Source organism: Streptomyces sp. NPDC059895 (genome assembly GCF_042731035.1).
Classification (GTDB): Bacteria; Actinomycetota; Actinomycetes; order Streptomycetales; family Streptomycetaceae; genus Streptomyces.
Genome location: NZ_JBHWKO010000019.1, coordinates 1 through 20,092, shown reverse-complemented (window position 1 = coordinate 20,092; position 20,092 = coordinate 1). Strand labels below are relative to the sequence as shown.

19 protein-coding genes are annotated in these 20,092 nt (G+C 71.6%); 12 read left to right on the top strand and 7 right to left on the bottom strand.

The window, feature by feature from the left end; genetic code table 11:
- The first annotated feature begins 220 nt into the window (after positions 1 to 220).
- The 3 genes from ACFV9M_RS22165 (at position 221) to ACFV9M_RS22155 (ending at position 2,782) form a co-directional block, all read left to right on the top strand.
- Positions 221 to 577 carry a DUF485 domain-containing protein gene (locus ACFV9M_RS22165; protein ID WP_385068429.1) on the top strand — a complete coding sequence of 119 codons (357 nt, stop codon included), beginning with the start codon at positions 221 to 223 and terminating at the stop codon, positions 575 to 577.
- Entirely contained in the window at positions 574 to 2,199 is a 1,626-nt protein-coding gene (locus tag ACFV9M_RS22160) for a cation acetate symporter (protein ID WP_385068431.1), read from the top strand. Before ACFV9M_RS22165 ends, ACFV9M_RS22160 begins: the two co-directional genes overlap by 4 nt.
- A 310-nt stretch (positions 2,200 to 2,509) precedes the next feature.
- Entirely contained in the window at positions 2,510 to 2,782 is a 273-nt protein-coding gene (locus tag ACFV9M_RS22155) for a hypothetical protein (protein WP_385078113.1), read from the top strand.
- A gap of 68 nt (positions 2,783 to 2,850) precedes the next feature.
- Here ACFV9M_RS22155 and ACFV9M_RS22150 read toward each other — a convergent pair whose 3' ends face one another.
- Complete coding sequence (locus tag ACFV9M_RS22150) at positions 2,851 to 3,588, bottom strand: ferritin-like fold-containing protein (RefSeq protein WP_385078110.1); 738 nt, start codon at positions 3,586 to 3,588, stop codon at positions 2,851 to 2,853.
- A 521-nt stretch (positions 3,589 to 4,109) separates the two neighbouring features.
- Here ACFV9M_RS22150 and ACFV9M_RS22145 point away from each other — a divergent pair.
- Positions 4,110 to 6,359 (top strand): DEAD/DEAH box helicase, encoded by a 2,250-nt coding sequence (locus tag ACFV9M_RS22145; RefSeq protein WP_385078107.1) that lies wholly within the window; start codon positions 4,110 to 4,112, stop codon positions 6,357 to 6,359.
- A gap of 169 nt (positions 6,360 to 6,528) precedes the next feature.
- Positions 6,529 to 7,413, top strand: a complete 885-nt coding sequence (locus tag ACFV9M_RS22140) for an alpha/beta fold hydrolase (RefSeq protein WP_385078105.1) — start codon at positions 6,529 to 6,531, stop codon at positions 7,411 to 7,413.
- 40 nt (positions 7,414 to 7,453) lie between these two features.
- Here the strand turns inward: ACFV9M_RS22140 and ACFV9M_RS22135 are convergent, their stop codons facing one another.
- Complete coding sequence (locus tag ACFV9M_RS22135; protein ID WP_385078103.1) at positions 7,454 to 8,350, bottom strand: NYN domain-containing protein; 897 nt, start codon at positions 8,348 to 8,350, stop codon at positions 7,454 to 7,456.
- 225 nt (positions 8,351 to 8,575) lie between these two features.
- On the opposite strand from ACFV9M_RS22135, the gene ACFV9M_RS22130 reads away from it, so the two are divergent.
- The gene (locus ACFV9M_RS22130; protein WP_007384531.1) at positions 8,576 to 8,728 is read left to right on the top strand and encodes a hypothetical protein; all 153 of its coding nucleotides are present in this window, start codon (positions 8,576 to 8,578) and stop codon (positions 8,726 to 8,728) included.
- A 115-nt stretch (positions 8,729 to 8,843) separates the two neighbouring features.
- On the opposite strand, the gene ACFV9M_RS22125 is transcribed toward ACFV9M_RS22130, so the two are convergent.
- The 3 genes from ACFV9M_RS22125 to ACFV9M_RS22115 all read right to left on the bottom strand — a co-directional run bounded on the left by ACFV9M_RS22125 (position 8,844) and on the right by ACFV9M_RS22115 (position 11,389).
- Entirely contained in the window at positions 8,844 to 9,449 is a 606-nt protein-coding gene (locus ACFV9M_RS22125; protein WP_385078100.1) for a MarC family protein, read from the bottom strand.
- Positions 9,450 to 9,781: 332 nt separating this feature from the next.
- A complete protein-coding gene (locus ACFV9M_RS22120; RefSeq protein WP_385078097.1) occupies positions 9,782 to 10,639 on the bottom strand; it encodes a PHP domain-containing protein in 858 nt (285 codons plus the stop codon).
- 108 nt (positions 10,640 to 10,747) lie between these two features.
- Entirely contained in the window at positions 10,748 to 11,389 is a 642-nt protein-coding gene (locus ACFV9M_RS22115) for a DUF6758 family protein (protein WP_385078094.1), read from the bottom strand.
- Positions 11,390 to 11,565: 176 nt separating this feature from the next.
- Between ACFV9M_RS22115 and ACFV9M_RS22110 the strand changes: the two genes are divergently transcribed.
- Positions 11,566 to 12,807 carry an MFS transporter gene (locus ACFV9M_RS22110; protein ID WP_385078091.1) on the top strand — a complete coding sequence of 414 codons (1,242 nt, stop codon included), beginning with the start codon at positions 11,566 to 11,568 and terminating at the stop codon, positions 12,805 to 12,807.
- 93 nt (positions 12,808 to 12,900) lie between these two features.
- Here the strand turns inward: ACFV9M_RS22110 and ACFV9M_RS22105 are convergent, their stop codons facing one another.
- The gene (locus tag ACFV9M_RS22105; protein WP_385078089.1) at positions 12,901 to 13,485 is read right to left on the bottom strand and encodes a suppressor of fused domain protein; all 585 of its coding nucleotides are present in this window, start codon (positions 13,483 to 13,485) and stop codon (positions 12,901 to 12,903) included.
- A 504-nt stretch (positions 13,486 to 13,989) separates the two neighbouring features.
- On the opposite strand from ACFV9M_RS22105, the gene ACFV9M_RS22100 reads away from it, so the two are divergent.
- Together ACFV9M_RS22100 and ACFV9M_RS22095 are read left to right on the top strand one after the other, a co-directional pair.
- Positions 13,990 to 15,105 (top strand): magnesium and cobalt transport protein CorA, encoded by a 1,116-nt coding sequence (locus ACFV9M_RS22100; protein ID WP_385078085.1) that lies wholly within the window; start codon positions 13,990 to 13,992, stop codon positions 15,103 to 15,105.
- A gap of 23 nt (positions 15,106 to 15,128) precedes the next feature.
- Entirely contained in the window at positions 15,129 to 15,644 is a 516-nt protein-coding gene (locus tag ACFV9M_RS22095; RefSeq protein ID WP_385078082.1) for a hypothetical protein, read from the top strand.
- Positions 15,645 to 16,008: 364 nt separating this feature from the next.
- Here the strand turns inward: ACFV9M_RS22095 and ACFV9M_RS22090 are convergent, their stop codons facing one another.
- Positions 16,009 to 16,710 carry a hypothetical protein gene (locus tag ACFV9M_RS22090; protein WP_385078115.1) on the bottom strand — a complete coding sequence of 234 codons (702 nt, stop codon included), beginning with the start codon at positions 16,708 to 16,710 and terminating at the stop codon, positions 16,009 to 16,011.
- 241 nt (positions 16,711 to 16,951) lie between these two features.
- On the opposite strand from ACFV9M_RS22090, the gene ACFV9M_RS22085 reads away from it, so the two are divergent.
- From ACFV9M_RS22085 to ACFV9M_RS22075, 3 genes are read left to right on the top strand one after another with little or no spacing between them, the layout of a single operon-like run.
- Positions 16,952 to 18,247 (top strand): magnesium transporter MgtE N-terminal domain-containing protein, encoded by a 1,296-nt coding sequence (locus ACFV9M_RS22085; protein WP_385078079.1) that lies wholly within the window; start codon positions 16,952 to 16,954, stop codon positions 18,245 to 18,247.
- Complete coding sequence (locus ACFV9M_RS22080; protein WP_385078076.1) at positions 18,231 to 18,872, top strand: DUF1003 domain-containing protein; 642 nt, start codon at positions 18,231 to 18,233, stop codon at positions 18,870 to 18,872. Before ACFV9M_RS22085 ends, ACFV9M_RS22080 begins: the two co-directional genes overlap by 17 nt.
- A 43-nt stretch (positions 18,873 to 18,915) precedes the next feature.
- Positions 18,916 to 20,049: an Mrp/NBP35 family ATP-binding protein gene (locus ACFV9M_RS22075; RefSeq protein ID WP_385078074.1), complete on the top strand. Its 1,134-nt coding sequence runs from the start codon at positions 18,916 to 18,918 to the stop codon at positions 20,047 to 20,049.
- The last annotated feature ends 43 nt before the right edge of the window (positions 20,050 to 20,092 follow it).

Below are 20,092 nucleotides of genomic sequence, written 5' to 3'. Positions count from 1 at the left end.
CTCGCCGGCCAGCAATGACCCACGGCCACGAGTTCTCCGGGAACCTCCCCGCGGCCCCGGCCGAAATCCCGTGACGGCCTCCGGAACAACCCCCCGACGACTTCCGAAACAACCCGATCGAGTTGAACCGCGGCTTGCGCGCCGCCGTGACCTTGGACAGGGAGCCCGAGGACGATCGAGCCCCCCGGTACACCCGCCATCCGCAACGCGAGGAGACTCCGTGGCCACCGATGCACCGCCCCCCTCGAAAACCCAAGCCCGACTCCCGTCCACCGAGGAGTTCGTCGCGGTGCGGGAGAGCGCGGAGTTCGGTGAACTGCGCCGCTCCTACCGCAGCTTCGCCTTCCCGCTGACCGTGGCCTTCATCGCCTGGTACCTGCTGTACGTCCTGCTGTCCAACTACGCGGGCGGCTTCATGGGCACCAAACTGTTCGGCAACGTCAACGTCGCCTTCGTCCTCGGCGTCGCCCAGTTCCTCACCACCTTCCTCATCGCCTGGTGGTACTCGCGGCACGCCGCCGCGAAGCTCGACCCCCAGGCCGAGGCCATCAAGTCCCGGATGGAGGGCGGCGCATGAGCCCCGCACAGCACACCTTCCTGGCCGCCAACGAGGCCAGCGAACACCGGCCGCTGATCATCACCCTGTTCGCCCTCTTCGTCGTCGCGACCCTCGTCATCACCGTCTGGGCGGGCCGCCAGACCAAGGACGCCGCCGACTTCTACGCGGGCGGCCGCCAGTTCAGCGCCTTCCAGAACGGCCTCGCGGTCTCCGGCGACTACATGTCGGCCGCGTCGTTCCTCGGTATCGCCGGCGCCATCGCGCTCTTCGGCTACGACGGCTTCCTCTACTCCATCGGCTTCCTCGTCGCCTGGCTGGTGGCCCTGCTCCTGGTGGCCGAGCCGCTCCGGAACTCCGGCCGGTACACCATGGGCGACGTCCTCGCGTACCGCATGCGCCAGCGCCCGGTCCGCACGGCGGCCGGCACCTCCACGATCGTCGTCTCGATCTTCTACCTGCTGGCCCAGATGGCGGGCGCCGGCGTCCTCGTCTCGCTGCTGCTCGGCATCACCTCCGACGCCGGCAAGATCCTCATCGTCGCCCTGGTCGGCGTCCTGATGATCGTGTACGTCTCCATCGGCGGCATGAAGGGCACCACCTGGGTCCAGATGGTCAAGGCCGTGCTGCTCATCGGCGGCACCCTCCTGATCACCTTCCTGGTGCTGCTGAAGTTCGACTTCAACATCTCCGACCTGCTCGGCAAGGCCGCCGAGAACAGCGGCAAGGGCGCCGCCTTCCTGGAACCCGGCCTCCAGTACGGCGCGACCGGCACCTCCAAGCTGGACTTCATCTCCCTGGGCATCGCCCTGGTGCTCGGCACGGCCGGCCTGCCGCACATCCTGATCCGCTTCTACACGGTCCCCAACGCCAAGGCCGCCCGGAAGTCGGTCAACTGGGCGATCGGCATCATCGGCGGCTTCTACCTGATGACCATCGCGCTCGGCTTCGGCGCCGCCGCCCTGATCTCCCAGGACGAGATCATCGCCTCCAACCCGTCCGGCAACACGGCGGCACCCCTGCTCGCCCTCCACCTGGGCGGCGTGGACTCCACCTGGGGCGCGATCCTGCTGGCCACGATCTCGGCGGTGGCCTTCGCGACGATCCTCGCGGTGGTCGCCGGCCTGACCCTCGCCTCGTCGTCGTCCTTCGCCCACGACATCTACGCCAACGTCATCCGCAAGGGGACGGCCACGGAGAAGGAGGAGATGAGGGCGGCCCGCTGGGCGACCGTCTTCATCGGCATCGTCTCCATCGGTCTGGGCGCCCTCGCCCGCGACCTCAACGTGGCCGGCCTGGTCGCCCTCGCCTTCGCGGTCGCCGCCTCCGCCAACCTGCCGACCATCCTCTACAGCCTGTTCTGGAAGAGGTTCACCACCCAGGGCGCCCTCTGGTCGATCTACGGCGGCCTGATCGTCGCCGTCGGCCTGGTGCTGTTCTCGCCCGTCGTCTCCGGCGACCCCAAGGCGATGTTCCCCGACGCCGACTTCGCCTGGTTCCCACTGAAGAACCCCGGCATCATCTCCATCCCGTTCGGCTTCCTGATGGGCTGGCTCGGCACCGTCCTGTCCAAGGAGGAACCCGACGCCGGCAAGTACGCGGAGCTGGAGGTGCGGTCCCTGACCGGCACCGGCGCCCACTGACCCGGCACCCCGCGGCGGGGGGGGGGGCCGGGCCCCCCCCGGGGCCCGGGGCCCCTCTCGTCTCCGCCCCACGCTCCCCTTCCCCCCTCTCCACCCCACCCCTCTGCCGCCCCTCTCCGACCCCTCTGCCGCCCCTCTCCGACCCGTCTCCGACACTCACCGACCGGGCCCGGCCGCCCCGGCCACACACCCGTTCGGCCCTTCACAGATGGAGCACATCTCGGCCACAGAGGAGGATTGCATTCCGCAGGTCACGGGTAAGACCGGCTACGACCTCGATGCACAGCCCGGCCATCTCGGAGGGACCCGCATGATTCTGGAAGCGCTCGGCTCCGCTGTGCTCGGTGTGGTGCTCGCGTGGGCCGCGGTCCACCGCCTGTCCCACCGGCTGCCGACGCCCACCCTGGTCTTCGCGACGGGCGTCGCCGGAGCCCTCTTCGGTGACTTCGTCACCCACAGTGCACTGGGCCCCGGCTCCGCGCCGGTGAGCCTCGTCGGCGCGGCGGTCGTCTCCGCCGCCTCGCTCTCCCTGCTGCTGCGCCCCGCGGGCCGCAGGCTCCGCCGACGATCAGCGACGGCCTAGCGGACCAGCGACGCTCGGACGCTCCGCGAGGGAACGAGGGAACGAGGGAACGAGGGAACGAGGGAACGCTAGGCCGCCAAGCCCAGCGCGGCCATCCGCTTGGTGTGCGCCTCGGTGATCCGGGAGAACATCCTGCCGACCTCCGCGAGGTCGAAGCCGTCCGCGACGCCGCCCACCAGCATCGTCGACAGCGCGTCGCGGTCCGCGACCACCCGCTGGGACTGCGACAGGGCCTCGCCCATCAGCCGCCGCGCCCACAGGGCGAGACGTCCGCCCACGCGCGGGTCGGCGTCGATCGCCGCGCGCACCCGGTCCACGGCGAACCCGGCGTGCCCGGTGTCGTCCAGCACGGCCAGCACCAGCGCACGGGTGTCGGAGTCCAGGCGCGCGGCGACCTCCCGGTAGAAGTCGCTGGCGATCGAGTCGCCGACGTAGGCCTTGACGAGGCCCTCGAGCCAGTCCGAGGGAGCCGTCTGCCGGTGGAAGCCGTCGAGCGCGGCGACGAACGGCTCCATCGCGCTCGTCGGTTCCTGACCGATCTCCGCGAGCCGGTCGCGCAGCCGCTCGAAGTGGTGGAACTCGGCCGACGCCATCTTCGCCAGCTCCGCCTTGTCCTCCAGCGTGGGCGCCAGCTTGGCGTCCTCGGCCAGCCGCTCGAACGCCGCCAGCTCGCCGTACGCGAGCGCGCCGAGCAGGTCCACGACCGCGGCGCGGTACTGGGGATCCGTGGAGGCGCTCGCCCAGTCCTGGGCTGCGATACCGGTGGCGGCGTTCTCAGGCTTGTCAGAGGTCGTCATGAAGCGCACAATAGCCCGCCGGCCGCGCGCGGGAAGTCCCTGGTCGAACAGGGCCGACACGACGCTCCGGAGACCGGGCCCGTCGGTGTGACAACCACAACGTGACCGAATCGGCCATCGCATGTGCGCGAATCCGGGGTATGGTGGTAATGCGCCTGCTGAGTACGTTGACGTATCTCGACGGGCCGCACGTATGAGGATGCCCGGTCGGTGGCCCGATCGGCTCCGACCCGACAGCCCTACCGGCTCGTACGGCACATCGCGTACGGCGACCGGAGGGAACCCCTCAGCGGTACGAGCGCTAGAGCGTCGGCAGTGGTCCCGTGCCATACGGCTTGCCCCAGCGGTTTGCCCGTAAGGCAGCCGACGTCCCCCGGCACGGTCCGTCAAAGACCCCCGCGCTCGCCTCGCACCGCGCACACAGAAGAGGCAGCACCCTGACTACGACGTTCCGACAGCTCGGAATCCTCCCCGAGACCGCCGAAGCCCTCGAGGCCGTCGGCATCATCACTCCCTTCCCCATCCAGGAGATGACGCTCCCCGTGGCCCTTTCGGGCACGGACGTCATCGGCCAGGCGAAGACCGGCACCGGCAAGACGCTCGGCTTCGGCCTCCCGCTGCTCGAGCGGGTCACCGTCCCCGCGGACGTCGAGGCGGGCCGTGCCCGTCCCGAGGACCTCACCGACGCCCCGCAGGCGCTCGTCGTCGTTCCCACGCGCGAGCTGTGCACCCAGGTCACCAACGACCTGCTGACCGCGGGAAAGGTGCGCAACGTGCGCGTCCTCGCGATCTACGGCGGCCGGGCCTACGAGCCGCAGGTCGAGGCGCTGAAGAAGGGTGTCGACGTGGTCGTCGGCACCCCGGGCCGCCTGCTGGACCTCGCGGGCCAGAAGAAGCTGGACCTGAAGCACATCAAGTCCCTCGTCCTCGACGAGGCCGACGAGATGCTCGACCTCGGCTTCCTGCCCGACGTCGAGAAGATCATCGCCATGCTGCCGGCGAAGCGGCAGACCATGCTGTTCTCGGCGACCATGCCGGGCGCGGTCATCGGCCTCGCGCGCCGCTACATGTCGCAGCCCACGCACATCCGCGCCACCGCGCCGGACGACGAGGGCGCGACGGTCGCGAACATCAAGCAGTTCGTCTACCGCGCCCACTCCATGGACAAGCCGGAGATGGTCTCCCGCATCCTCCAGGCCGAGGGCCGCGGACTCGCGATGATCTTCTGCCGTACGAAGCGGACGGCCGCCGACATCGCCGAGCAGCTCGAGCGCCGCGGCTTCGCCTCCGGCGCGGTCCACGGCGACCTCGGCCAGGGCGCCCGCGAGCAGGCGCTGCGCGCCTTCCGCAACGGCAAGGTCGACGTGCTCGTCTGCACCGACGTCGCCGCCCGCGGCATCGACGTCGAGGGCGTCACCCACGTCGTCAACTACCAGTCCCCCGAGGACGAGAAGACGTACCTGCACCGCGTCGGCCGTACGGGCCGCGCGGGGGCGAAGGGTACGGCGATCACGCTCGTCGACTGGGACGACATCCCGCGCTGGCAGCTGATCAACAAGGCGCTGGAGCTGGACTTCGCCGACCCGCCGGAGACGTACTCCACGTCCGCGCACCTCTTCGAGGACCTGAGCATCCCCGCCGGCACCAAGGGGGTCCTGCCGCGCTCGGAGCGCACCCGCGCCGGGCTCGACGCGGAGGAGCTGGAGGACCTGGGCGAGCCGGGCGGCCGTGGTGGACGCGGTCGCGGTGACCGCCGGGGCGGCCGGGACGAGTCCCGCTCCGCCGACCACGAGCGCCCCGCGCGGACCCCGCGCCGCCGACGCCGTACCCGGAACGGGTCCCCGCTCGACGCGGCATCGGCTGCCGCTCCCGCTCCCGTTGTCGAGCAGACCCCGGTGGCGGAGGAGGCGGCAGCGGCTTCCTCGCGCACTCCGCGCCGACGCCGCCGTACGCGCGGCGGTGCCGTGCAGGAGGCCGTCGGCGCCGCACCGGCCGCGACCGACACCCTCATCACCACCACCGCCCCCGAGGCCGCGGAAACGGTCGTGACGACGGCGGAGAGCCCGGCCCTCGACACCTCGGAGACGCCGTCGAAGCCTCGGCGCCGCCGCACCCGCCGCGGGGCGGACGCCCCGGCCGACACGGCCGTCGAGACGCCGGCGGAGACGGTCGTCGAACCCACGACGGAGACGGTCGCGCAGGCCCCGACGGAGACGGTCGCACAGGCCCCGGTGGCCACGGCCGCCGAGACTGCTGCCACCAAGGCCACTGCCGCCGAGGCCGCCGTCGACGCGGCGGAGGCCGTGGAGGCCAAGCCGCGCCGCCGCACCCGCAAGACGGCTGCCGCGGCCCCGGCCGAGGCAGCGGTCGAGACGATCGAGACGGCCGCCCCGGCCGAGGCCGCGGAGACGACGCCGGAGGCGGTCCCCGAGGTCAAGCCGCGCCGCACCCGCAAGACCGCCACGGCCGCCCCGGCCGAGGCAGCCGTCGACACCGCCGACGCCGTCGCGGCCGTCGACACCGCCGAAGGCACCGAGGCCAAGCCCCGCCGCCGCACCACCCGCAAGGCCACCCAGCCGGAACCGGCCACCACCCCCGGCATCCCGGCCCAGGCCACCGCGGAACCGGAGCCCAAGCCCCGCCGCACCCGCAAGACCGCCGCCGCCACCGCGACGACGGCCGACACCACGTCGGGCACGGCCGATACGGCCGAAGCAAAGCCGAGGGCACGCCGCACCACCCGCAAGGCGACGGTCCCCGCGGAGCCCGCGGACGGCTGATCGCCCGGCCGGCACGGCAGAACGGCCCGACGGCCCGGTTCCTCCCGCACGGAGGCGCCGGGCCGTCGGCGTTCCCCAGCCCACCGGCGCCGCGCGCCCACCGGGCACCGGGCAGCGGACACCTGACACCGGACACCACCCCGGCCCACCCGCCCGATAACCTCGCCCCGTGACCAAGCCGATCAGCTTCACGCCCCCTCCCGGCGCCCGCGCCCACCGCCTGCGCACCGCGCGCGGTGAGTTCGCCGTCGTCGACGCGCCCGTGGCAGCCGGGGCCGAGCCCCGAGGTGTCGCGCTGCTGGTGCCCGGGTTCACCGGGAGCAAGGAGGACTTCCACTTCCTGCACGAGCCCCTCGCGGCGCGCGGATACCGCACCGTCGCCGTCGACGGGCGCGGACAGAACGAGTCGGACGGTCCCGAACACGACGAAGCACCCTACGCACAGCGGGAGTTGGCGCGGGACGTGCTCGCCCAGGCGGCCGCCCTCGACACGCCCGTCCACCTGGTCGGACACTCCCTGGGCGGACAGATCGCCCGGGCCGCCGTCCTCCTGGACCACTCCCCCTTCGTCTCGTTCACCCTGCTCTCCTCGGGCCCGGCCAGGATCTCCCCGTCCCAGCAACAGCGGGTCCGACTGCTGCACGAGGCGCTCGCGGTGCTGACGATGTCCCAGGTGTGGGAGGCCATCCTGGCGATGGGCCCGCCGGAGGAGGTCGGCGGCCCCGCCCGCGGCATCGGGGACCTCGCCCGTCTGCGTCAGCGCTGGCTGAACCACAAGCCCGCCCAACTCATCGCCACCGGACACCAGTTGGTCGTCGAGCCGGACCGGGTCGACGAACTCGCCGCCGTTCCGCTGCCGTTCCACGTCCTGTCGGGGGCCCGCGACGACACCTGGCCGGTGACGGTCCTCGACGACATGGCCGTACGACTGGGCGCGCACCGGACGGTCGTGCCGGACGCGGAGCACTCGCCGAACATGGACCAGCCCCTGCCGACGGCCCACGGCCTCGCCGATTTCTGGGACAAGGTCCACCAGGACGGGGACGACCTCTAGCCGACGGCCCTCCCCCCGCCGCCGGTACCGGCCAGCACTGCTAGTACTGCGTCTGAAGGTGCTCCCAGAACCCGTCCCGCAGCGCGCGCCGCAGGTCCGCCTGGCCGCGCAGGGAGTACTGGAGGAGCCCCTCCGCCTCGACCAGGAGGTCCTGGTCGACGGAGCCGGGCAGGTACGGGTGGCCGGGCAGGAGTTCCCCGAGGGACTCCCTGCCCCGGGCCGCCAGCCACTTCGCGGCGATCTGCGCGCCGACGAAGCGGACGTCCTCGCGGGTGGGCCGGGCCGCGCCGGCCGGCTCGTAGGCGAGGGTGGTGCGCCGTGAGACGTACGGCTTGAAGAAGTCGAGGTCGAGCGTGCGCTGGCTGTCGACCTCCCAGAGCAGCGGCTCCGCCTGGTTGCGGCCCTCGGGGGCCTCGATGCCCCACAGGTGGACGCGGGCGCCGTAGCCCTGCGCCGCCTCCACCGCCGACACCAGGTCCTCGTCGCCGCCGAGGAGGGCCGCGTCGCTGATGGCGCGGTGCCGGGCGAGGGACTCCAGGTCGCTGCGGATCAGGGAATCGACGCCCTTCTGCTGGTTGTTGGCGTTGAGGTTGCCCAGGCGGACCTTGACGTCCGGGAGTTCGGCGATGGACTGCTGCTCGGCGGTGTGGATGCGGCGCCGGGCGCCGTCGTACCAGTAGACCCGCAGCAGCCGGCTGTCCGCGAAGATGGTCCGTGCCCGGTCGATGAGCGCCTCGATCAGGCCCTCGGCGTCCAGGTCGAAGGCCCGGCGGTCCTCGGTCCCCGCAACGAGCCGGCCCGCGGCCGCGTAGAGGTACCCCGCGTCGACGAAGATCGCATGGGTCGAGGGTGTCTTCGCCACCTCGGCGAGCATGCGGTTCAGCAGCTCGTTCGTGCGGTCGATGCGGGCGGCGAGAGCCGCGAGGTCGTCGTTCATCACCTCCATTCTCCTGGCGGTCACGCTGCGAACACAACCGGTCCCGTTCGGTCCACCGAAGCTCCCTTACTCGTTAGTAATTAGTCGTTCGAAAAATTTCTTTAGCGTAGGGAATGTTTGTAACACGCACCGCGTTGAATACGAACAGACCAGGGGGCACCGTCGTCCCATGGGTCACTCATCAGTAGTTCTCCTCAGGAGGATGACCAGACGAAGGGAGAAGCCATGCGCTTCGAAATCATGCGACTCGACGACGTCGACGGCACGCCCGTGGACAGCACCGTTGTGGACGCCGCCTCCGTCAACCGGATCGTTCAGCAGGCCGCAGCCATAGGGCAGCGGCTGTGGATCCGCCCGGCCGACACCTCGGCCTCGTAATCCGCGGATCCTCTCCACGCACTCCGGAGCCCCGTACGGCAGTCACTCGAATGCCGTACGGGGTTCCGTACGTTTTCCCCGGCGCCGGAGCAGCCCGGCCCCGGCCCCGATCCGCTCAGTTCCCCTGGATCACCTGCGTGACCCCGTTGATGATCTGCTGCACGGCGATCGCGGACAGCATCATGCCCGCGAGCCGTGTCACCAGCACCACGCCGCCGTCCTTGATGACCCGGATGATCAGCAGCGAATAGCGCATCACCAGCCACAGCACCACATGGATGGCGAGGATCGCCGTCCACACCGACAGCTGCGTGGCGGCACTGTCGGCCTTCTGCACGGCCAGGATCACCGACACGATCGCGCCCGGACCGGCGAGCAGCGGCATGCCCAGCGGGACGAGCGCGACATTGACGTCCTTGGTCTGCTTCGGCTCGTCGGTCTTGCCGGTCAGCAGGTCCAGCGCGATCAGCAGGAGCAGCAGCCCGCCCGCGATCATCAGCGCGGGCACAGACACATGCAGGTAGTCGAGGATCTGGTGCCCGAGGAGGCCGAACACGGCGATCACCCCGCCGGCCACGCAGACGGCCTGGAAGGCCATCCGCTTCTGGACGGCGGCCGGGCGTCCGGCGGTCAGCGCGAGGAAGACGGGGGTGATCCCGGGGGGATCCATGATGACGAACAGGGTGAGGAAGAGGGAGCCGAAGACGGCGAGGTCGAACATCGGTACAGGCCTTGCGGGAACGACGCGCACATACGCGAAAGTACGGGAAAGGGGCGGGGCCGCCGGGAGGACGGCGAAGGAGGACGGTCGCGGGAGCGGGACCGTGGAGGGTGAGACTCAGGACGCCGTGAGCGACCAGGCCGGCGGACGGCGAACGCGGGACGGACGACGGCGAACACTGGACGGACGACGGCGGACGCGGGACGAGACAGCGAATGCAGCACGGACGACGGCGGACACGGAACGGACGACGGCGAACGCAGGCCGGCCGGAGAACGGCGAACGCAGCCGGCGAACGGCGAAGGGTGAACGGACGGAGCCGAGCCCGAGCCTCAGGCCCCGCCGGTCCCCGGCACCGGGAACGCCCCCGTGGCGCGCCGCGTGATCTCCCCGTAGATCTCGGGGTCGGTCGTGTACTCGCCGAGCACACAGGTCTTCCGGCTGCCGTGGTAGTCGCTGGACCCGGTCACCAGCAGACCCAGATCACCGGCGAGCCCCCGCAGCCGCGCGCGGGTGTCCGTGTCGTGGTCCATGTGGTCGACCTCGATGCCGTCGAGGCCGGCGGCGGCCAGGTCGGCGATCGCGGACTCCGGCACCGTACGGCCGCGCTTGCTCGCACCCGGATGCGCGAAGACCGTCACCCCGCCCGCGGCCTTGACCAGGCGGATCGCCTCGAAGGGGTCGGTCTCGTGCTTCTCGACGAAGGCCCGTCCGCCGTCGGCCAGCCAGTCCTGCGTGAACGCGTCGCCCACGGTCGGGACGACTCCGAGCTCCACCAGCGCCGTGGCGACGTGCGGCCGCCCGACGGACCCGTCGCCGGCGATCCGCGCGACCTGCTCCCAGGTGACGGGCACGCCCAGCTCGTTCAGCTTGGCGATCATGCCCCGGGCGCGCGGCACCCGGTCGTCGCGCACGAGCTCCCGCTCGGCGAGCAGGCCGGACTCCTCCGGGTCGAACAGGTAGGCCAGCATGTGCATGCTGATGCCGTCGATACGGCAGGACAGTTCGGCGCCGGTGACGAGGGTGAGCCCCTCCGGCAGCGCGGCGATCGCCTCGGCGTACCCGCGTGTGGTGTCGTGGTCGGTGAGGGCGACGACGTCCAGGCCGGCCGCGGCGGCGTTGCGCACCAGCTCGGCCGGGGTGTCCGTGCCGTCGGAGGCCGTGGAGTGGCAGTGCAGGTCTATACGCACGACGCGGGCTCCAGGCGGTGACGGGGCGGAAGGGGACGCTCCAGCATAACCGCACCTCGCGCACCCCTGTCACACCCGCACCCCGGATGCACCCCCTACAGCAGACCCCTAGGGCTTCAACAGCCGCGGCGACAGCGCGCCGCACGGCACCAGCTCTATCTCCGCGCCCGCGTCCCGCAGGTCCGTCAGCACCAGTTCGTCGTACATGAGAAGCCCGGACTGCTCGGGCCACACCACCGCCCACAGCCACAGGCCGCGCGCCTCGCCCGCGAAGACCGCCCGGTCGTCGGGGGAGCCGGAGACGTGCCAGAGCGGGGTCGGGCGGCCGGCGGCCAGCACCTTGGCCTGGGGAGGCTTCTCGACGTTCAGATACGGGCCGGGGTCCGGCCCGTCGACGCCGGCGTACCGCGCACCGAGACCGACACCGAGTTCCTCTGCGACGAGGATCAGCTCGCCCACTCCTCCGAGCGGACCGGGACCGGAGCAGGCCACGGCGGAGGCGCGGCCGCCGCTGCGGTCGTCACCGGCGTACGCCACGCCCGTGAACAGCCAGCCGACCGGCAGCGGCCACGGCATCCACACCGGCACCTGGGTGCGGTGGACGACGACGCTGAGGGCCTCGACGCTGGGCGGGATCACGGGCTGCAGCGGATGCACCGTCCCGTGCACATCGCACTGCCAGGAATCGGCGAAGAGACCGGGAGCCCTGACCCGGCCACCACACTTCGGGCAACTGGGTTCGCCCCTCATAGAGCCCCACGGTCCTACCCCATTCCGTCCACGTCAAGGACGATCACCCGTCCGGGCGGAAGCGGGGGTACGGGTGGCGGAACCCTCCCCCTCCCGAGATAGATGCATCTTGCATTAATTAGATCGGCTAACTTACTGTGTGCATACACCAACCATCTACCGGGATTGGAGCAGGCATGGACCCCATCGACACGGGCTCCGCCGCCGGCACCGGAACGAACGGCATACTGCGGCAGCCCAAGGCGGTCTGGGCGACCGCCGGCGCGTCCGTCGTCGCCTTCATGGGCATCGGACTGGTCGACCCGATCCTGCCGTCCATCGCCCAGGGCCTGGACGCCACGGCCGGGCAGGTCTCCCTCCTCTTCACGTCCTACTTCCTCATCACCGCCTTCGCGATGCTGCTGACCGGCTTCGTCTCCAGCCGCGTCGGCGGCCGCAGGACCCTGCTGCTGGGCCTCGCCCTCGTCGTGGTCTTCGCGGGTCTGTCCGGCACCTCGGACACGGTCGGCCAGCTCGTCGGCTACCGCGCCGGCTGGGGCCTGGGCAACGCCCTGTTCGTCTCCACCGCCCTCGCGGTCATCGTCGGCGCGGCGGCGGGCGGCAGCGCGGCCGCGATCCTGCTGTACGAGTCCGCCCTGGGCCTCGGCATGGCGTGCGGGCCGCTGCTGGGCGCGCTGCTCGGCGACGCGAGCTGGCGCTACCCCTTCTTCGGCACCGCGGTCCTGATGGCGATCGGCTTCCTGTGCATCACGGCGTTCCTGAAGGAGCAGCCGCGGCCGGCCCGCAGGACCTCTCTGCTGGACCCCGTCCGGGCCCTCGGCCACGGCGGCCTCGCCTCGGTGGCCGGGTCGGCGTTCTTCTACAACTACACGTTCTTCACCGTGCTGGCCTTCACCCCGTTCGTGCTGAACATGACGCCCTACGCATCGGGTGCGGTGTTCTTCGCCTGGGGTGTGCTGCTCGCGGTCTTCTCGGTCGTCGTGGCGCCCCGCCTGCAGAAGCGGTTCGGCTCGCTGAAGGTGCTCGGCGGCTCCCTGGTACTGCTCGCCGCCGACGTGCTGGTCCTCGGCTACGGCGGCCACACCGCGGCCGTCGTCTGCACGATCCTGTCCGGCGCCTTCATCGGCGTGAACAACACCGTGTACACGGAGCTCGCCCTGGGCGTGTCGGACGCACCGCGCCCGGTGGCGAGCGCGGGCTACAACTTCGTGCGGTGGTTCGCGGCGGCGGCCGCTCCCTACTTCGCGCCCAAGATAGAGGAGTGGACCGACGTCCACGTCCCGTTCGTCGTGGCGGCGCTCACCGCGGCCGCCGGCGCGCTGGTGGTCGTCGTACGGCGCCGGGCGCTGGCGCACGACGCGGGCGAACTCGCGCCGCGGCACGCCACGGAGGACGGCGTCACCGTCTTCGCCGACTGAGCGGCGGAGGGCGTCACCGTCTTCGCCGACCGAGCCGGCGTCCGGTCAACCGGCGCTCACTCCGAGCCGGTTGGTGACCTTGCTCACGTGCCGTCAGTCCAGCGGGACGGGCCTGCGGGACGGATCCCGCAGGTCCGTCCCGTGCGTGAGCCAGCGCTCCTGGAGGGCCTGGGCCCCGTGCACGCGCTTCCAGGCCGCCTCGTTCGGCGTCATCGGCAGCAGCGGCAGGAAGCGGACCGGGTCGAGGGGTTCGTCGAGGTCCAGGTCCTCGACCAGACCGCCCGGCTCGGCGACCAGCACCGAGGTGAACGGCGCGCCGGGCCACAGGGGTTCACCGACGTCGAGGGAGGCGCCGGGGGTCACGACCACGCCCTCGACCTGCGGGGACGCGGCGAGCACGGCGAGCGGGCGGAGCACCTTGTCGGTGTCGGCGAGACCGCCGCGCACGGACAGGACCAACTCGGCGCGCGGTCCCCGGACCGGGTCGGCGACCATCGCGGTGGGGTCGCCCATCGGCTGCGCGGACATGCCGAGTGTGGCGTAGCGCAGGATGTCCCCCTCCTGGAAACGCAGCACCTCGATGCGGTCCGTACCGAGGAAGGTGACCGCGGCGCGGGCGTCGGGATCGCCCAGCGCGGTACGCAACCGGGCCTCGACCAAAGGGAGAACATCCGTCATGCCGCGAGAATAGAACTCGTCGGTACCGGGCAAAGCAGCGCCTTGACACTTCCGTCGACTGATACTCTGGCCCGGTGGTTCGGGGCAGCACGCAGAAGCGTCGCGATCAAGCCCCGACGCCGAAGGTACTCCCCCACGGGGGACCGGCTGGAGGAGGTGGGGCTGTCATGGATCGAAGTCGACCGTGCAGTACCACTCGCTCTTCCCGCCGCTGATGTAGCTCTGTGGCTCCGGCCGATCGCCGCCTCTCGCGCTCGCGTCTTCACACGGAAGAGCACTTCGTTTCGTTGTACCGGATCCGTCCGACCGGTCCCGCAAGGTCCGATCGTCCTGGTCCTTCTGATCTGAAGCAGTAGCTGAATCAGTAGCGAAACCCGCCACCGCGACGGTGCGGTGCTCCCCGCTTTGTGGACGTGCCAAACATCTGGAGTCAGGACGTCCCCATTCCGGGTAGTTCCACCCGTCGTCGGCGCCTTTTCGTTGCCCGTCGCGAAGGAGCCCGCCATGTCGATGATCCGCGACCTGCGTGCCGTGGTCCGCCCGTCCCGTCCCTCTCCGCGCAAGGACGGCCACGCGTACGACACCACCCGCGACCCCGCCACGCCCTCGGCCGTCGTCGACTGCGCCGTCTACCGCGACGGCGCCCGTGTCCACACCCCGGCGCCGCTCACCCCGCAGGAGGCGATGCGCCAGGTGCGGCGCGACGGCGGCTTCGTGTGGATCGGGCTCCACGAGCCCACCGAGGCCGAGTTCTCCGGGATCGCCGGCGAGTTCGGGCTGCACCCGCTGGCCGTGGAGGACGCCGTCCAGGCCCACCAGCGGCCCAAGCTGGAGCGGTACGACGACTCCCTGTTCACGGTCTTCAAGACGATCCACTACGTCGAGCACGACCAGTTCGACGCCAACAGCGAGGTCGTCGAGACCGGTGAGGTCATGTCCTTCACCGGCAAGGACTTCTTCATCACCGTCCGGCACGGCGGCCAGGGCTCGCTGCGCGGTCTGCGCCGCCGCCTCCAGGACGACCCCGAGCTGCTCGCCAAGGGCCCCTCGGCCGTGCTGCACGCCATCGCCGACCACGTCGTCGACGGCTACATCGCGGTCGCCGACGCCGTCCAGGACGACATCGACGAGGTCGAGACCGAGGTGTTCTCGCCGGGCCGCAAGGGCGCCCCGCGCGGCACCGACGCCGGACGGATCTACCAACTCAAGCGCGAGGTGCTGGAGTTCAAGCGCGCGGTCTCGCCGCTGCTGCGGCCGATGCAGCTGCTGAGCGAGCGGCCCATGCGGCTGGTCGACCCCGACATCCAGAAGTACTTCCGGGACGTCGCCGACCACCTCGCCCGTGTCCAGGAGCAGGTAGTCGGCTTCGACGAGCTGCTCAACTCCATCCTCCAGGCCAACCTCGCGCAGGCGTCCGTCGCCCAGAACGAGGACATGCGCAAGATCACGTCCTGGGCGGCCATCATCGCCGTACCGACCATGGTCTGCGGGGTGTACGGCATGAACTTCGACTACATGCCGGAGACCCACTGGAAGTACGGCTACCCCGTGATCATGTCGGTCACGGTCGTCCTCTGCCTGGGCATCCACCGCACGCTGAAGCGCAACGGCTGGCTGTGACCGCGCCTGGATAGGGTGAGGCCATGACACGCGAGCTGCTCGACCAGGCCCTCGTCGAGGAGGCCACCAAGAAGTCCGGTCTCATCTGGGTCAAGGCGTCCGGTGAGCCGACCGCGCGGGCGCTGTGGCACGTCTGGCACGAGGGCGCGGCCTGCCTGGTCGGTGACGGACCGGGCGAGCAGCCGCTGCCCGGCCTGGCCGACGGCGCGTCGGCCGAGGTGACCGTGCGCAGCAAGGACAAGGGCGGCCGGCTGGTCACCTGGACCGCCCGGGTCGTCCAGCTCGCCCCCGGCAGCGTGGCGTACGAGGCGGCCGTCGCCGACCTCAAGGGGAAGCGGCTGAACGCCCCCGACGGGGAGGCGATGACCGAGCGGTGGGCGGCCGAGTGCAGGGTGGTCCGCCTGGAGCCGACCGGGGATACGGTGCCGCTGCCCGAGGGCTCCCTGGCCGAGGCCCCGCGGCCGTCGCCGGCCACGACCCGGCGGGAGATCCCCGCGGCCCTGCCGCGGTTGCTGCTGAAGCGACGCAAGAGAAAGTAGCCGCCGCCGGCGCGGGAGCCGGTCCCGACCCCGCCCCGCAGCCGCCCCCGAGCGGTGACCCGGACCGAACCACCCGCGCGGCAGCACCCCCGAGCAGTGACCCGGGCGGAGCCCCGGCTCGCAGCCACCACCCCCGCGCCCGAACCGGGCCCGACCGCCCGCACGGCAGCCGGCCCCGAGCGGTGCCCGGGCGGAGCCCCGCAGCCATCCCCGAGCAGTGACCCGGGCGGAGCCCCGGCTCGCAGCCGCCACCCCCGCGCCCGAACCGGACCGGACCGCCCGCACGGCAGCCGGCCCCGAGCCGGATCGGACCGCCCGCGCGGCAGCCGGTCGGCGGGATCGCCCGCGCGGCCGGCCCCGGCGCTCACGACGTGGGCAGTTCCTTGCCGTAGTCCACCGTCTCGCCCTTCGCCGGTTCCTTCAGGGCGAAGTCCTCGCCCCACGCCGAGAAGCTCAGCGTGCCGGCGTCACCCGCGCGCACCAGGCGCAGCGGGTACGCCTTGCCCTCCAGGGAGACGTCCAGCGTGCCGCCGGAGCCGCCGTCCCCGGTGATGCGGACCGTGCGCTTGCCGGACTGCTCGTGGTACCCGTCCTTGCCCAGCGAGCCGTGCAGTGTCAGCAGGTCGCCGAGGAGCAGGTCCTTGTCCGTGAAGCCGCTGAACTTCTTGTACGAGGGGTCCCCGGACGGCACCTTCACGTACTTGCCGTCGAGCTTGTCCGCGGCCGCCGTGTCGGAGTCGCTGCCGGCCTCGCCGTCCTCGTTCTTCCAGAACGCCGCGTCCGCCTTCAGGTACAGCTGCTCCCCCACCCGCAGCAGGTTGAAGGACGCCCCCGCGGCGGTGACCGACCCCGTGCCGCCGTCCGACTTCAGACGCATGTCGAGCTTGTACGACTTCCCGCCGGCGACCACGGTCCCGGACAGCCGCACGGTGTCGGCCGCGGCCGCGGCCGCCTTCGTCTTCTTCTGGATCCGGTCCGCCGACAGCTTGCCGACGCCGTTCGTGCCCGCGTCCGGGTCCTCGCTGCACCCCGTCACGCCCAGGCCCGTCACGACCAGTGCGCACATCGCGCTCACCAGTGTCCGGCGGAGTGTACGGCCCTGGGGCATCGCAGTCACAGAGACAACAGCCTTTCTGCGGGGGAGTCCTGAACGGCGTACCGCAGCGTACCGGGGCTGCCTGGCGGCAGCGGAGCCAGTCCGTCCGCACCGCTCACCAGGGCGCAGCCGATCGGGACGGGCTAGCCTGAAGCCCGCACGAGCGGGCATTTGCGAAAAGAGCACCACGGGTAACAAAGGAGGTGCGGCCATGGCCGCGGGCGTCCCCCGGATCTTCGTCTCGCACCTCTCCGCCGTCGCCGTCTTCGACCCCAACGGCGACCAGGTCGGCCGCGTACGCGACCTGGTCGTGATGCTGCGCGTCCGGCGCCGGCCGCCGAGGCTGCTCGGGCTGGTCGTCGAACTGCCCACCCGCCGCCGCATCTTCCTGCCCATGACCCGGGTGACCAGCATCGAGTCCGGCCAGGTCATCACCACCGGCGTGCTCAACGTCCGCCGCTTCGAGCAGCGGCCCACCGAGCGCCTCGTCTTCGGGGAACTGCTCGACCGGCGCGTCACGCTGGCCGAGACCGGCGAGGAGGTCACCGTCCTCGACCTGTCCGTGCAGCAGCTGCCGGCCCGCCGGGACTGGGAGATCGACCGGATCTTCGTGCAGAAGGGGAAGAAGTCGGGCGCCTTCCGGCGCGGCAAGGGCGAGAAGCTCACCGTGGAGTGGTCGGCGGTCTCCGGTTTCTCCCTGGAGGAGCACGGGCAGGGCGCCGAGAGCCTCCTCGCCACCTTCGAACAGCTGCGCCCCGCCGACCTCGCCAACGTGCTGCACCACCTCTCCGCCAAGCGCCGCGCGGAGGTCGCCGCCGCCCTCGACGACGACCGTCTCGCCGACGTCCTGGAGGAGCTCCCGGAGGACGACCAGATCGAGATCCTCGGCAAGCTCCAGGAGGAACGCGCGGCGGACGTCCTGGAGGCCATGGACCCCGACGACGCCGCCGACCTGCTCGCCGAACTGCCCGAGGCGGACAAGGAGCGGCTGCTGAGCCTGATGAAGCCCGACGACGCGGCGGACATGCGGCGCCTGATGTCGTACGAGGAGCACACGGCGGGCGGTCTGATGACGACCGAGCCGATCGTGCTGCGGCCCGACGCCACCGTCGCCGACGCCCTCGCGAGGGTCCGCAACCGCGACCTCTCCCCCGCCCTCGCCGCCCAGGTCTACGTCTGCCGCCCGCCCGACGAGACCCCCACCGGCAAGTACCTCGGCACGGTCCACTTCCAGCGCCTGCTGCGCGACCCGCCCTACACCCTGGTCAGCTCCCTCCTCGACGACGACCTCCAGCCGCTGGAGCCGGACGCGGCGCTGCCCGTGGTCGCCGGGTTCTTCGCGACGTACGACATGGTCGCGGCGCCCGTCGTGGACGAGGCGGGGGCGCTGCTGGGCGCGGTGACCGTGGACGACGTGCTGGACCACATGCTGCCGGAGGACTGGCGGGAGACGGAGTTCCACCTGGGCGACGGTGACGGGGAGGTGCCCGATGGCCCCCGAGCGTGAGAGCGGCCGTGTCGAGCGCACCCCGGTCGGCGCCACCGCGGCCGGCCGGCCGGGAGCGGCCGGTGCCACCGCGACCGGCCGCCCCCGGGCCCGGCTGGACCAGCCGCGCCCGCCCCGGCGGCGCATCGTGCCCGAATGGGACCCGGAGGCCTTCGGGCGGCTGTCGGAGCGCATCGCCCGGTTCCTGGGCACCGGACGGTTCATCGTCTGGATGACGATCGTCATCATCCTGTGGGTGGTGTGGAACGTCTCCGCCCCGCGCGACCTGCGCTTCGACGAGTACCCGTTCATCTTCCTGACCCTGATGCTGTCCCTCCAGGCGTCCTACGCGGCCCCGCTGATCCTGCTCGCGCAGAACCGGCAGGACGACCGCGACCGGGTCAACCTGGAGCAGGACCGCAAACAGAACGAGCGGTCGATCGCGGACACCGAGTACCTCACCCGGGAGATCGCCGCCCTGCGCATCGGCCTCGGCGAGGTCGCCACCCGGGACTGGATCCGCTCGGAGCTCCAGGACGTGCTCAAGGATCTGGAGGACCGCCGGGACGGCCATGGCGTGGGGCACGGCGTATTCCCGGCAGTCCCGGCGGAACGGTCGCGCGGACGTGACGTAGACGACCGCTGACGGGCATCCCGGGGCGCCCGCGGCGCGCCGTACCATCGTCTCTATGGCTACGGAAGACGCGGTGCGCGAAGCACTGGCGACGGTGAACGACCCCGAGATCAACCGCCCCATCACCGAACTGGGGATGGTCAAGTCGGTGGAGATCGGCGCGGACGGAGCGGTCGCGGTCACCGTGTACCTGACGGTCTCCGGCTGCCCGATGCGCGACACGATCACGCAGCGCGTCACCGAGGCGGTCTCCCGGGTCGAGGGCGTCACCCGGGTCGACGTCACGCTCGACGTGATGAGCGACGAGCAGCGCAAGGAGCTCGCCACCGCCCTGCGCGGCGGCCAGACCGAGCGCGAGGTGCCCTTCGCCAAGCCGGGCTCGCTGACGCGCGTGTACGCGGTCGCCTCCGGCAAGGGCGGTGTCGGCAAGTCGTCGGTGACGGTGAACCTGGCGGCGGCGATGGCGGCCGACGGCCTGAAGGTCGGTGTCGTCGACGCCGACATCTACGGGCACAGCGTGCCGCGCATGCTGGGCGCCGACGGCCGTCCCACCCAGGTCGAGAACATGATCATGCCGCCGTCCGCGCACGGCGTGAAGGTCATCTCCATCGGCATGTTCACCCCGGGCAACGCCCCCGTGGTGTGGCGCGGTCCGATGCTCCACCGCGCGCTCCAGCAGTTCCTGGCGGACGTGTACTGGGGCGATCTGGACGTCCTCCTGCTGGACCTGCCGCCCGGCACCGGCGACATCGCCATCTCGGTGGCCCAGCTGGTCCCGAACGCCGAGATCCTGGTCGTGACGACGCCTCAGCAGGCCGCCGCCGAGGTGGCCGAGCGGGCCGGTTCCATCGCCGTACAGACCCACCAGAAGATCGTCGGCGTGGTCGAGAACATGTCCGGCCTGCCCTGCCCGCACTGCGGCGAGATGGTCGACGTGTTCGGCACGGGCGGGGGCCAGCTCGTCGCCGACGGCCTGACCCGCACGACGGGCACCTCCGTCCCCGTCCTCGGCAGCATCCCCATCGACGTCCGCCTCCGCGAGGGCGGCGACGAGGGCAGGCCGGTCGTGCTGACCGACCCGGGCTCTCCCGCGGGCTCGGCCCTGCGGGCGATCGCGGGGAAGCTGGGGGGACGGCAGCGCGGGCTGTCGGGGCTGTCCCTGGGGATCACCCCGAGGAACAAGTTCTAGCGTTCCGTACGACAACGGGGGCGCCGTCCGGCACGGACGGCGC